9 protein-coding genes are annotated in these 13,413 nt (G+C 46.7%); 2 read left to right on the top strand and 7 right to left on the bottom strand.

Annotated features, from left to right (window positions below; all coding sequences use genetic code 11):
- Position 1: 1 nt before the first annotated feature.
- The gene (locus ACLBLI_RS04550) at positions 2-523 is read right to left on the bottom strand and encodes a DUF305 domain-containing protein (RefSeq protein WP_159578047.1); all 522 of its coding nucleotides are present in this window, start codon (positions 521-523) and stop codon (positions 2-4) included.
- A gap of 111 nt (positions 524-634) precedes the next feature.
- On the opposite strand from ACLBLI_RS04550, the gene ACLBLI_RS04545 reads away from it, so the two are divergent.
- Complete coding sequence (locus tag ACLBLI_RS04545) at positions 635-1,030, top strand: ion channel (RefSeq protein WP_159578048.1); 396 nt, start codon at positions 635-637, stop codon at positions 1,028-1,030.
- A gap of 126 nt (positions 1,031-1,156) precedes the next feature.
- On the opposite strand, the gene ACLBLI_RS04540 is transcribed toward ACLBLI_RS04545, so the two are convergent.
- The 3 genes from ACLBLI_RS04540 to ACLBLI_RS04530 all read right to left on the bottom strand — a co-directional run bounded on the left by ACLBLI_RS04540 (position 1,157) and on the right by ACLBLI_RS04530 (position 7,480).
- Positions 1,157-2,473, bottom strand: a complete 1,317-nt coding sequence (locus ACLBLI_RS04540; RefSeq protein ID WP_414829974.1) for a tyrosine-type recombinase/integrase — start codon at positions 2,471-2,473, stop codon at positions 1,157-1,159.
- 537 nt (positions 2,474-3,010) lie between these two features.
- Positions 3,011-3,979 carry a carbohydrate kinase family protein gene (locus tag ACLBLI_RS04535; protein ID WP_414829973.1) on the bottom strand — a complete coding sequence of 323 codons (969 nt, stop codon included), beginning with the start codon at positions 3,977-3,979 and terminating at the stop codon, positions 3,011-3,013.
- A 60-nt stretch (positions 3,980-4,039) separates the two neighbouring features.
- Positions 4,040-7,480: a hypothetical protein gene (locus tag ACLBLI_RS04530; protein ID WP_414829972.1), complete on the bottom strand. Its 3,441-nt coding sequence runs from the start codon at positions 7,478-7,480 to the stop codon at positions 4,040-4,042.
- A 288-nt stretch (positions 7,481-7,768) separates the two neighbouring features.
- Here ACLBLI_RS04530 and ACLBLI_RS04525 point away from each other — a divergent pair, with 288 nt between their 5' ends.
- Entirely contained in the window at positions 7,769-8,761 is a 993-nt protein-coding gene (locus tag ACLBLI_RS04525) for a LacI family DNA-binding transcriptional regulator (protein WP_414829971.1), read from the top strand.
- On the opposite strand, the gene ACLBLI_RS04520 is transcribed toward ACLBLI_RS04525, so the two are convergent.
- From ACLBLI_RS04520 to ACLBLI_RS04510, 3 genes are all read right to left on the bottom strand, one after another.
- Positions 8,742-9,974: an MFS transporter gene (locus ACLBLI_RS04520; RefSeq protein ID WP_414829970.1), complete on the bottom strand. Its 1,233-nt coding sequence runs from the start codon at positions 9,972-9,974 to the stop codon at positions 8,742-8,744. The genes ACLBLI_RS04525 and ACLBLI_RS04520 overlap by 20 nt on opposite strands.
- A 23-nt stretch (positions 9,975-9,997) precedes the next feature.
- Positions 9,998-12,022, bottom strand: a complete 2,025-nt coding sequence (locus ACLBLI_RS04515) for a glycoside hydrolase family 32 protein (RefSeq protein ID WP_414829969.1) — start codon at positions 12,020-12,022, stop codon at positions 9,998-10,000.
- A gap of 64 nt (positions 12,023-12,086) precedes the next feature.
- Positions 12,087-13,397, bottom strand: a complete 1,311-nt coding sequence (locus ACLBLI_RS04510; RefSeq protein ID WP_414829968.1) for a sugar porter family MFS transporter — start codon at positions 13,395-13,397, stop codon at positions 12,087-12,089.
- Positions 13,398-13,413: the final 16 nt, after the last annotated feature.

Genomic DNA, 13,413 nt, shown 5'->3' with positions numbered 1-13,413 from the left:
TTTACTCTCCTTGATTCAGTCTGCCTTCGAACTCTGGGATAGGTCGCTGCGCGGCGTCAGCCTGATTCGTCACCTTTCCGTTTTCAGAAATATCGTTAATCAGCCACTCCATCTCTTTAATTTCTTTTCGCTGCGCTTTGATAATTCCGTCTGCCAGTTCACGCACGCGCACGTCCTCAATTTTCGAGCGCTCGCTGGTAAGAATGGCAATGGAATGGTGTGGGATCATCGCTTTCATATAAGCCGAGTCAGACACCGTGCTTTGGGAACGAACGAGGTACAGACTAACCGCGAAGAGCACTGCTGCCAGAATGAAAATGGCCACATTCAGCTTTTTGTTATTGTACATACCCAGCATGAAAGCCAGCATGATGATTGCCATACCCGCCCCCATATAAAGCGCCATATAGGTTCGCGTTTCACTGAACCATACATGCGAAACTGCGTACGTGTTCAGATACATCATAATGAACATCGCAATAGTTGATGTGATGATCATTGCAGCAAATTTTGTGTATTTCATTTGTAATCCTTACTTAAGAAAAAACTAATTTGTGTAATATCCTCCCATCACAGCGGTGATAAGGAATTAATAGTATGATTAGTCAAGATCCATACCAGTGAAGGAACCACAATGCTTTTAGCGATAATTATCAGCGCTGCTGTACTTTTAATGAGCATAACAATTCATCTACTTAATATCTCGGTAATAGCCGACTACGTTTGCGGGAAACTTGAAAAAACCTGGGCAAAAACACAGGCGGTGGTGTTTATTGCCATTTCAAGCCAGCTCCTGCTCGCTATCATTTTTTCACTGGCGTATGAGGTCGGGTTTTACCTTGGACTTGGAGGCTTTAAACAACCTGCTACGTCTATCGATATTTTTTATTTTTCGCTGACAACAATTACTACGCTGGGTCTTGGTAGTATTGAACCAACAGGACATTTACGAATGCTTGCAGGTGTCGAGTCGGCTACAGGGTTTCTCTTAATCAGCTGTTCTGCATCGAAAGTGTTCAGGACCATGTAGACGCTGTAGTTTGAGCACTGTCATTTATATCAATTCAGCATAGGGCAACTGAAGATTCTGTAGCGGGTTGTACCGTTACTACTTTGGCTTTCGCTATGTAACTGGAAGTTTAAGTATAAAGGCAAATCACCCGATCAACACAGACATAAGCTCGAGTCGCTGCTCCTTGGTCAAACTTTTTAGTTGCTTAGTTAGTATCTCCATAGATTTATCAGCAATATCCAATTCAAATCCAGCGTATTCAGAAATCCTCTGACAAATTTTTTCTGCTGGTTCTCTTAACTCTTCTGCTGTAAGCACTGTATACCCCGCTGTAACATCACTGCGATTGGTTTTGTGATTAAGCAGACGTTTTAATGTGTAAGTACCTACGCCAATTGTTTCAGCAACCGAACAGAATGTGCGGCGAAGATCATGAAGTGTAAAAGAAACATCCGCCCGTTCGTTCATTTGTTTAATAATTTTCTTAGGCTCCACCACCCTGCCATGATGGTTGTCAGCACCAAAAACATAGCCCGAAACGCGGTACTCTGCCCTTCTCTTAAAGATTTCCTCAAGTGGCTTGGTGATTGGCAGTTCCAGCCCCTGACCATTCTTTGTATCGTCTAAGCAGAATAACTGGTCGTCCAAAAATACATTTTTCCATTCCAACTCAAGCAACTCCGTTTTGCGCAGCCCTGTAAACGCCATGAACTCGACAAAATCACACACCGTTGCAGTAAAGTCTTGGCGGAGAACCATGGCTTCATCACGCATCTCATTAACTACTGCAAGGAATGGCTTTAACTGTGAGGGGCGAAGTCTAGTCTGCTTGCGGGCTACGTTGTTCCAGCAACGTTTTTCCGACAAAACAGTAACAGGGTTATGAGGAAACAACGTTCTGCCATCTGAGGATTTATACTCAGCTCTTGCGAAATTAAAGAGCGCTCTGAGCGTTCTCATAGCTAAGTCGGCCTGTGCAGGGCTTCGCTTAGTCAGTTCGCAGTGCCTTCGATAGATGCGGGTTTCTGTGAGGTCAGCCAAACGCTTCTTTGCCCAATCATCAAAATAACAGTCCATCACCTGCTCGTAGCCACGTAACGTAGTTTCTTTAAGCTTTCTGGAAAGTTTATAGCTCTCGTAAACTGTTTCTAACGTGACTGAGGCGGCCCTGAAGTGACGTTTGTTATCGTTAGGATTCATTCCATCAGCGATGTCCGCCATGGCTTTCCTGGCTTGCTTACGCGCCTGTTCAACGGGAACAGATGGAAAGGAACCGATAGTTACAGACAATGGTTTCTGTGTGCCAGGAAGCTTCTTATAAACCCTAAACGTTTTCTTATTTGATGGAAGAACGTCAATGATGAGACCAGGCATTTGAGCGTCGTAATATCGAGCTCTTTTATCCGAACCTGATAGTTTCTCAACGGCCTGTTCTGTAAATCTGAATTTAGTTGCTGACATGCTGTGCTACCTCTGTGCTACTTTGAGCGCAAAATCTAATGCGCTGAATTGCTTAAAAAATTAAGCAACAGAGATGACAAAACCTCAATAACCTACTGATTTATATGGAACAATAAGTAATTGTCAGGTAAATAAAGTAACTATAGGTAAACGCTCGGTTTGAGTCTCATAATCGGCAGGTCCCCTGTTCAAGTCAGGGTGGGGCCACCATTTTCTTTCTTTATCTGCACTTCTTATATAAAACAAACCTTTTGACGCTCCTGCACGTTGCTAGTTAACAGCGATATCTATCTACTTAAAACTCTTCATTCATTGAATGGACTAGTCTTTACCGTTTTTGATATATCAAAGCGCATCAATTGCCACTGTCGTCAGGAACTGATGAAAGTGCAAAGGTGCTTTTCATTGATGAGCTAAGTACTGAATTCCTACAGTTGCTGCTATAGGTGTAAAGCGTTTGAGGCGCTGTATAGCGAAGATAAAGTAAAAAGACCACCAGAATTCTCACTCGGTGGTCGGTGATAATTGATAAGGCCCTTAGCCAATCACTTCGAATTCCCGTGACTGAACTTCAGATTCAGTAGGTAAGGCGGTCATGGCTCCCATTTTCTCGCACACAGTCGCACTTACCTTTTGTGCAAACATGACTGCATCTCTAAGCTCTTTAACTGTCATGCAGTCCACAGAGTCAAACGACGCAAGCTTAAATAACATGGCCCCAATAAATGCATCTCCGGCTCCGGTTGTGTCGATGGCATTAATCTTAAATGCCGGAATAGTATGGGCTTCTTGATTGGTGGAAAGGTGACAACCTTTACTTCCCATCGTCACGAATATGATACCGACGCCAAGCTTATGGATAACGCTGCATCCTACTTGTAAATCAGACTCGCCGGTAAGAAGTTGCAGCTCCTCTTCGCTGACTTTCACCACGTCGGCAAGTTTAAAAAAGGCGTTACATTTCGCTTTAAAAATTTCCAGTCTGCTTTTCCAGAGATCAACGCGATAGTTAGGGTCGAAACACACTAGACTGTTGTTTTCTCTGCAGCGTTCAGCCATTGCAAAATAAGCGTCTTGCAGGCTGCCATCCAGAAAAGCGGTCGCAGAGCCAAAATGGAAAATGTCATTTGAATACTGACCGCCGTCATCTTCCTCTGAAAAGACGAATTCAGCATCCGCCCCGCGGTGAAAAATAAACTCCCTTTCACCATTGTCTTGCAGGGTAACGAACGCGAGGGTAGTAGGCACGCTTACTTTCTGAGTTCCGCTGACGCCAACATGATATTTCTTAAGCGTTTCTATTAGGTAGTCACCAAAGGCATCATCGCCGACTGCCCCTATAAATTCTGCATGCCCCCCCAGTCTCCCTATACATGCTGATACGTTTGCAGGAGCTCCTCCAGGTTTTCTGAGATACACCTCTCTGTCAGTATTATTTTCTCCCACATCAGTACAAACGAAGTCGATTAGCGCCTCACCAATACAAATAACTTTTTTGCTCATCATTTCTCGCTTATAAAAATAGAAAAGCAGACCACACCAAGGCAGCCTGCTTCTGGTTCACATTCACTGGTTTTCGATAAATCTTTGCAGATCAGATACCGAAACAGATTGGTCTCGCGTATAAACACCCACAGGACGCGCATCAAGATCGTAAAGACGGAAACTAAGCGCTCTGAAGTCGTTTATATATGCTGTGCCGAGGCCCGACTCAGGATCCAACCACACGTCAAGCTTTACACCAGCGGCAAGATCCATCGGCACGGCTACTTGTGCATCCAGGCTTCCGGAGCTCACCTCTTCACCTTCACTCACCGCAGGTAAATCCGCAGCTCTGAATTGATCTGCTATCAAATATGGCAGGGCAGCATCGGTACCATCATCTGCATGTTGGTCGATCAGTCTGATCACAGCGGTCTGTCCGATAAACTCGCTGACATCCCAGGTAGCCCATTCCAGTAAGAACTTATCATCCGCCGTCTTTTCTGCGTCGACACCTGACTGGCTGCGCACAACCTCTCCGTTTACAACCAGCACCACCGCCGTCGCATTTGCACTGTCAAAGGGGTTAGAACCACCGCCAATAAGGAAGTTGATATAGGGCTTGGTAATCTCAAAAGCTGGTGTATCTGCACTTCCGGTTGCGCCAAAGCCAATCCAGCCAAGGGCGGTTCCGTCTTCCTCAAACCCGTCACCGAAGCTTGAGAACACCCTTTCACCGACGTTATTGGCGACATCGCCGCCCCACCAGCCTCCATCAAGCTTCACAAAATCGCCTGTAACGTTAGTGAATTCATGACCAGCCAAAGTGTTGTACTGGCCGCAGCAAAATTCAAATCCAGCCACATTTTGCTCAGGCGTTTCCGTTCTGACAAAAAGTGGCTCGCCTTCAAGTGCGGGGGTGGGAGTAACGCTCGCACCACCGGTTGGAGGCGTATCGCCAAAGTAAAACGAGGCCTGATTGCTGTTGGTGTCAAACTCAAGTCTGGCAACCTGCTCACCTTCTGCATCAGTGGGAAAGTAAAGTCCAAATCTTCCGCCTGAAGTTTCGCTTTTTACAGTCATAGACAGGCGGTTCTTTTCGTTCAATGAAGCCAACGTAAATGCAGAAGATGACATCAATGAAATAGGAGAAACACCTGATACCGATCCCTCCTGACTCTGAATATCGGTAGCGATAGGCTCAGCAAACTCTGTTATATAAGAATCCGGGATCTTTACCGCCAACTCACCAGAGGTAGTTTGCTGGAGCTGATGAATAGCCAAGTCTCCGCCAAAAGTACCAACCCCTGCATTTGTTCGGGTAACCTTATGCGGGATCCAGCCAAACATCAGCGTCATGTCTTCTGAAGACGCGGTTCGTCCGGCGTAATAGAACTTGCCATCAAGAGAAGTGTAATCAGCCAGCTCCCACCCGGCACTCGTCTGATGCAGATATTTAATATCTCTTTCGCCGTCATTCTGATCTGAGAACACCATGAACTGATTGTCACCAAAATCGATCCAGTCAGGTACTTCAAGGTTCAGTGGGGTATTCATAGTGAACAGGGGGTCCTGTGGAGCCCAGGTCACAAGGTTGTCAGAGGTATACAAACCAATTGCAGCTTGTCCGTTGTGGCGTGTAGTAATAAGCATCCAGTAATTGCCGGTATCTTCATTCCAGAATACTTTCGGGTCCCGGAAGTCAAAATCGCTGTAGCCGTTACTTCCCGTAAAGGTATCTTCGGGGACTTTCGTAAAGTTTGTCAGCGTGTTGTCTGTTGCCACGGCATGCATAACCGCTTCTACGGGATTGAAGTCAGCATTATGACCGGTAAAGAAAATATGTGTTTGCCCTTGTGCATCCTCTACGACGCTACCAGATCCCGTCCACTGATCCTGGGTGTTGGTATCTCCTGTAGCCTCAAGCACCCTTTGGGGAAAACTACCATGCTGAAGATCGCTAGTTTTCGTGAGGTACCAGTCATGGAATGCCGTGTCGATTAAATAGTAAATGTAGAATTCACCATCACGGAAATACGGGTTTGGATCAGCCATGACCAGAGGCAGGGAAACCGTGTGGCCGTCGGGCATACTGACAAAGTCACCTTTACTGGGCTCTACAGCTGCATAATCAGCAAGACGGATTTCATCCAGCATGATGAAAGCCAGACTTCCATCGTCTTCTCCTTCGTGCTGGTCAATAATTTCCAGCACAGCGGTCTCACCTTGTAGTGCACTAACATCCCAGGAGTACCAGTCAACCTGCGACTCCAAACCATTTCCTGCGGCCTGACGCACTATCTTGCCATTTACTCTCAGTACCACTGCGGTTGCATTGTCACTGGTAAAATCGTTGGTACCACCACCTACCAGAAAATTTAAAAATTTATGCGTAATTTCAAATGGGGGAGAACTCAGCGTACCGGTAGCTTCGTCGCCAATCCATCCCAGACCGGTGCCGTCAGCAGAAAAACCATCCCCACGGCTGGTAAAGATTCGCTCGCCCTGGTGATTGACAATATCTGCTGCCCACCAGCCACCATCGAGTTTGTCCATGTCGCCTGTAGCCCGAAAGTCGTGATTAGCGTAGGTATTAAACTGACCACAACAAAACTCGAATCCAGCGATGTTCTGGCCAGGATCTGAAACGCGACTAAACGCGGGTACCCCCTCCACCTCGGGCTCAACGGAAATATTAGCCGATGCTAACAGCTTACTGCTTGCCTCCGGGGCTGCGGCCGCTTCATCAGAGATTCTGAATTCATCAGCCAAAAGGTAAGGCAAAGAAGTATCAGAGTTATCATCAGGATGATGGTCGATAAAGCGGATTTTCGCAGTCATTCCAACATAGTCTGCAAGATCCCAGCTTACCCATCGCATACTCATAGCAGTATCGTCGCCGCTTGCCTGAAGCACTATTTCATCATCGATAACCAGCGCCAGCGCAGTAGTATTAGATTCAGATACGCCATTGCTTCCCCCACCGACAAGGAAGTTTATGAATCGCTCGGATATTTCAAATGAAGGGCTATCCATGGTGCCGACTGCACCATAGCCAATCCAGCCCAGTGCCTCGTCATCATTATTGAATCCATCACCAAAACTGGAGAAGACACGTTCCCCAATAACTCCGGCTACGTCAGCTCCCCACCAGCCGCCGTCTAACTTGTTAAAGTCGCCGGTTACTGTCTCAAAGCCATGTTCAGCGTAAGTGTTGAACTGACCACAGCAAAACTCAAAGCCCGAGAGTACCTGCTCACTATTTTCGGGGTTGCTGAACAGGGGTTGGCCGGAATTCTCCGGGTTATCTGTGATCACAATATCTTGATCAGGCTCTTGCTCTTCGGGAACATTCCCACCGCCAATGACATCAGAAGGGCTTTGCCCCTCCTGTAAGACAATTAACTCAGCATCGACCTTATTTTTTTTCGTATCATCATCGGAGCATGCTGATAGAGAAGCACTCACCAACAACATTAGTCCTGATAGTTTCCACCCTCTGATATAGGGTTTTGATGTTTTCATGGTTTTCCTCCATAGCCTCCAGTAGGGCTATGTCCGCTTGCTTTTAATTGGGTATGTCAAAATCGTACGGCAATTTTTTGACATTCAGTTTTTGGGTGTCCCGCCCAAATAAACAACGTTGTCTTTTTATAATGCTAGTGTTAGGCGAACAGAAATTCAACAAGTTTTTTACATTTTTGTTTTCGGCCAGAAAAACAGTAGCGTTGTTATCAGCTTATGGAAAAATATGACAAAAGTGTGTAGCGTTAGAGCATTGAAATTGAGCACAAAATTCGGAAATCATCTGACATGGTGACAATTAAAGACGTGGCTGCACACGCTGGTGTCGCATTTAAAACGGTGTCCCGGGTGGTTAACAACGACCCGACTGTGAAGCCCAAAAACAGAGAGAAGGTACTTAAGGCAATAGAAGAGCTTGGGTATCGCCCGAATCGTGCAGCCCAAATGACCCGTCGCAAAAAATCAGGTGTAATTGGCTTTATTGCAGATGAGTTATTAAGGGTGCCTTACACCTTTGATCTTATCAGAGGGGCGCAAGATCTGGCATGGAAGCACAATAAGGAATTGATGGTTCTCAACGTTAATGTGGATAAATACAGCGTTGAAGGGGCCGTGAATCACCTGTTTGAGCATCGGGCAGAGGGCATTATCTACGCCGCCATGTACCACCGGGAAGTGCAACTCCCTTCTCAATTTTCAGAAGTCCCCACCGTGTTAGCTAATTGCTACGACAGCAATGGGCACTACCCTTCTATTGTTCCCGATGAACAAGAAGCGGCACGCGAGATTACAGCCAGTATGCTAAGCAAAGGCTACAAACGCATTGCTTTTTTGAACCTGAATGAAAACATCATTGCAGCGAAGCTACGTAAAAAAGGTGTTGAACAAGCATTTACTGACGCTAAAGCATCTTCGGACAACTTAATCATAGAATCTGTCATCATTGGTGATGGGAATGAGGAGCGCTCAGTTGCGCGGAAGCGTGCTGCCGAGTTGATAAAAAGCTTCAAGCCTGATGCTATCCTTTGTGGTCAGGATCCAATGGCTGTTGAAGTATACTTTGTTGTACAGGCACTCGGGCTTCAGGTAGGAAAGGATATTGGCATAGGCAGCTTCGATGACTGGGATATAATCCCATCACTCGTACAACCAGGCTTGACCACCATGGCCCTTCCCCACTACGAAATGGGACAGTGGGCATTTAATTACCTGTTTGAAGAACGCACAGATAAGGCAAGAGAAGCGGCTCGATTTACACTTGTCAGCCGCCAGTCATTTTAGCCGGTTCCGGGTTAGTAGCTTGTTGTCGGTTTTCCAGCAACCAAAACGAGAAAATGAGGTTAACGGTTACAATACTTCCCAGCAATAAGTAGGAGTCCGCAAAACCAAGTTCATCGTACAGTTCCCCTACAGGTGATGAGAGAAGTGTTGTCACCACCTGAGTAAAAACATGAAAACCAATCAGATAAATCGTTGCTGATAACCTTGCATCAAAGTTCACCACAATATATTTAAAAATAGCTACGAGTAAGATCGGAAGCTCCAGTGCATGTAGCAATTTCACAAGTGAAATAGACACAGGGTCTGCTACAAGGCCAGAGGCAAGCATACGAATCGCCATGATAGCACCACTTAAAAGTAAACCCTGCTTTGGTCCAATGCGATTGACAATGTAAGGGGCAACAAACATCATTCCGGCTTCAACAAATACTTGCAGCGAGTTCAGATAACCGTAGAACCTGTTTCCTTCTTCCGGGGATGAAAACAGTGATGAAAAATAGATAGGGAATTGCTGGTCGTAAATCTGATAGAGGCAGGATACCCCCATCACATATACGCTTAACCGCCAGAATTTACCTTGTCGAAAAAGCGACCACACTTCGCTTAATCCAACTTTGCTCTTTCTTGATGAAGTTTGGCGTGTCGATTTGGGTAACCAGAACAAGCACAGAATAAACGCTATCCCGGTGATTGTCGCAAGCGCAAAGTTCAACCTGGGATCAATATTAAATAGGCCACCTGCTATAAATGTAGCGCTGGCCCAACCCAGCGATCCCCATAATCTGGCTTTACCGAACTCTACACCATGCTGCCGGCCAAGCCTTTCAATAAACGCTTCAAGCGTACCTACTGCGGCACCAAATGTTAAAGCACTATACACCGCTCCAACTACAGCTCCGAGAAGGAAGAAAGATTCCAGCAACGGCTGGTATATAAAGATAAAGAATGGGCCCACCCCAGCCATAAGGATGCCCAACACAAACAGAAGCTGCTTACCGGTTCCCAGTCTGTCCTGAAGGACACCATATACCGGCATTATGAATAAGGCAGCCATGGCATTGGTCGCAAAGACTACTCCCGTCTCCTTCCCGGTTAGCCCAAGAGTTTGGTTTAACCATAACGGAAAAAGGGAATAGCAAAACGACCAGGTCAGAAAAAACGCGAAAAACGTGAGTGCTGATGACCAGTATGCTGAGTTTGACTGCCACTTCATAATAATATCCCAGGCTCTGTTACTTAGTCAGAAGACCACACGGAGCCTAAACGTTCAACGGATATCTGATGCACGGGCTGGCTGTCAGGACCCACACGCAGCGTATCGTAGACAGACTCGGGAAACACCAGTGAGGTCATTACTGTTGTCCCGTCATCAATAAACAATTCCAGTGATGAACGGTCAACAACTACGGTTACAGTAAACGCATCACTTGTCGTAGTCAGGACTCCCTCCTGCACGTTGCCGAACTGATTATTGAATGACGTTTCTCCAGACTGACTTCGGTCCAGCAGGACTACTGATTTTTGTTGATCGATTTCAATATCAACGAATTCACCGTGTCCGTTTTCAAAACGAATCGAAACGGGTGAAGTCGCTTCGCCCTGAACCTTAAAGGAGTAGCGAAGCGCTGACTCTCTGCCGGTGTTATCTGTGGCTGAAAGGCTGATTGTTTCACCGGTAACCAGTGTTGAAGATTCAGCAGAGGCTTCAACTAAATTATCAACCTCTTCAACTAGCTTACTGCGTACTCGAAGTCCTTCAGCGGTCTCAACCAGATGCAGTGAGCGGGGTAATGTCATAGCACTACGCCATTTTTCTGTTGGTACCTCATTGGCATACAGCCAGTTGCTCATCCATCCCATAAATACGTGGCGCTTTTCTTTACTGTCCGGCGAATTGAAGAAAGTCACACCAGCGTAATTGTCAGTGCCGTGATCCAGCCAAATCGCGGGCTCAATACGGTTCGTTGCAGGCGCTTTTGCAAAAACAATATCATCGATATAAGTGTGCCCCCAGCTTCCTGACTCATTATCAATGATTCTCAACAAGGCAGACTCGCCCTCCCACTGGCTGACATTCCAGCTTGCGTAGTGGAGCGTTTCCCGGTTTATTCCTGTTTCGGATTTAACGACTTCGCCATCAACCACAAGTTGAATACCTACCCTGTCAGGATGATGTCCTCCTCCAATTTTGAAGTTGATGAAGGGGTCGGAGATGGTAAACGCTTCGGAGGTAAGTGTACCCGTAGCGCGATCTTCATCAGCGAAACTATTTACAAGAAACTCATCAGAATAACCAGTGGGGGGAGGCTGCGTGGCATGCCCACCAGAAGTTGGCGCATCAGCAAAGGCATTGCCCTCCGACGTCCACTTACCTGCCCCCTTTTCAAAGTCATCGAAAACCGTGCCTTGCGGAAACGTTGCTACAGTTGGTGCGAGTTCGCTTTGCCACTTCGAGTCCAAAACAAACTCTTTACCGTCAAAATCGCCCACAAAGTATTGGGTTGCCGAGCCACCATTGGGGCCGCCAGGAGAAATGCTGACTAATAACACATAGCGAGATTCATTCGTCCCCTCAACAGGCATTAGCAGTAGTTCCGGGCACTCCCAGACACCGCCGTGACTTCCTATTTCTTCACCAAATGTACTTTCTAACGACCAGTCAATCAGATTGTCCGAGCTATAAAAGCCTATATGATCTTTTTGCGCTAACACCATTACCCACTTTTCAGAAGGTTCGTGCCACATAACTTTTGGATCCCGAAAGTCTTTTATGCCCGGGTTTTCAATTACCGGATTACCTGAATACTTTTCCCAGGTTCTTCCTTTATCCAGGCTGAAAGCAAGTGCCTGGGTTTGATAGTCAATTACCCCCTGCTTTTCCATTTCGGCATTATGGTATGTATACAGGGCAACGATAGGAGGGTTCTCTTTGGTCCCTAAGCCACTGCTGTTATTCCAGTCTACCACCGCGCTGCCTGAGAAGATGGTGCCCAGCTCATCCGGATAAAGCGCTATCGGTAGCTCCTCCCAGTGCATCAGGTCTTTGCTTACGGCGTGCCCCCAGTGCATAGGCCCCCACACTGACGCATCAGGGTTGTGTTGAAAGAACAAATGATACTCACCGTCCAGAAAAAACATGCCATTCGGATCATTCATCCATTTTTCATTGGGAGAGAAATGAACCTGAGGACGAAAAGCTTCGTTACGGGCAGCCTCGACATGTTTTGTCGGGCTATGGGGAAGTGGACTGGTTTGATTCATGGAACATCCAACAAGAGCTGAAGAAATAATAAGACCTAATAGTGTTTTCATAATGAAAATGCCTCTATTTTGATAACGCTGCGGAGACGTCTTCGAGCGTTTTCCCTTTCGTTTCTGGCATCATGAATCGAACGAAAAGAAGCTGTAAGAACATAGCGAACGTGAAGAACCCAAACACCTGAGTGGCAGTAAATGTGGCTAATACCTGAGGCATAACGAGCGTGATTAAAGCGGCGAAGACCCAGTGCGTGCCGCTTCCTAAAGACTGACCTTTAGAGCGCACAGAGTTGGGAAAAATCTCCGCAATGAAAACCCAAATGACGGCTCCCTGCCCCACAGCATGCGATGCAATGAAGACAAACACTGCACTTACGACAATGGCACCACCCACCTGACTACTGAAAGCCCAGGCCACGGTTGCCAAAGACAGGATGTATCCTATTGAGCCGATATACATGAGTGATTTGCGTCCAAGACGGTCTATCAAGCTCAATCCAATCATGGTGAAAACCAGATTGACCAGCCCCACTCCAGCGGTAGATAACAATGCAGTGCTACCGTCTAAACCTGCCATATCAAATACACGTGGTGCGTAATAGATAATAAAGTTAATCCCTGACAACTGATTGAAGGCAGCGAGCAAAAACGCCAGTAGCACTGGAAGTCGGTATTCAGGTTTAAACAAAGATTCTTTGTCACGCCCTGCTTTATCACTCTTTACCGCGCTAATCGTTTGCTCAATATCCTCACTCTGTAGCTCCAGAAACACCCGCCGGGCCTCAGCTTCATCATTGCGGTGTAACAACAACCAGCGTGGGCTTTCAGGCGCTTTCAGTACCATCAGAAAGTAGATAAGAGCAGGAACGGCCTCAACCCCCAGCATTACCCGCCAGTCTTCGATAATCACGCCGGAGAGCAGGTAGTTTGAAAGAAACGCCACGAGGATCCCAAACACAATTTGAAACTGGTAGGTCGCTACCAGCCGTCCTCTTACCTTCGCTGGCGCAATTTCTGATATGTATGCCGGCACTGCGATAGAAGATACCCCAACCCCTAATCCTCCAATGAAACGGAGAATGGCAAAGGTGTAAGGGTCCTGGGCAAGGGCCGAACCTACTGCAGAGAGTAAATAAAGCACGCCGATAAGAACCAGCGTCTTTTTACGCCCGAGTCGGTCGCAAGGCCAGTTCCCCATCAACGCACCGATCACTGTTCCCCACAGCGCCGATGACATGACGAATAACCCGTGGAAAAGCGGAGTAGTTTCCCATAGTGCCTGAATGGATTGGTCCGCACCGGATATCACCGCAGTATCGAAACCAAACAGAAATCCGGCTATCGCCACAGTGAGTGACCAGTAAACTATTTTATTCATGGTGTTTATCGTACCT

This window comes from Alteromonas sp. H39 (assembly GCF_047556435.1).
Classification (GTDB): Bacteria; Pseudomonadota; Gammaproteobacteria; order Enterobacterales; family Alteromonadaceae; genus Alteromonas.
This window is presented reverse-complemented; position numbering and strand designations above follow the sequence as displayed.

Excerpts from the sequence above, each read along its gene's own strand:
- ACLBLI_RS04520 (WP_414829970.1), bottom strand. The coding sequence starts at position 9,974 with ATGAAGTGGCAGTCAAACTCAGCATACTGGTCATCAGCACTCACGTTT.
- ACLBLI_RS04535 (WP_414829973.1), bottom strand. The coding sequence starts at position 3,979 with ATGATGAGCAAAAAAGTTATTTGTATTGGTGAGGCGCTAATCGACTTC.
- ACLBLI_RS04515 (WP_414829969.1), bottom strand. The coding sequence starts at position 12,022 with ATGAATCAAACCAGTCCACTTCCCCATAGCCCGACAAAACATGTCGAG.
- ACLBLI_RS04550 (WP_159578047.1), bottom strand. The coding sequence starts at position 523 with ATGAAATACACAAAATTTGCTGCAATGATCATCACATCAACTATTGCG.
- ACLBLI_RS04540 (WP_414829974.1), bottom strand. The coding sequence starts at position 2,473 with ATGTCAGCAACTAAATTCAGATTTACAGAACAGGCCGTTGAGAAACTA.
- ACLBLI_RS04525 (WP_414829971.1), top strand. The coding sequence starts at position 7,769 with ATGGTGACAATTAAAGACGTGGCTGCACACGCTGGTGTCGCATTTAAA.
- ACLBLI_RS04510 (WP_414829968.1), bottom strand. The coding sequence starts at position 13,397 with ATGAATAAAATAGTTTACTGGTCACTCACTGTGGCGATAGCCGGATTT.
- ACLBLI_RS04530 (WP_414829972.1), bottom strand. The coding sequence starts at position 7,480 with ATGAAAACATCAAAACCCTATATCAGAGGGTGGAAACTATCAGGACTA.
- ACLBLI_RS04545 (WP_159578048.1), top strand. The coding sequence starts at position 635 with ATGCTTTTAGCGATAATTATCAGCGCTGCTGTACTTTTAATGAGCATA.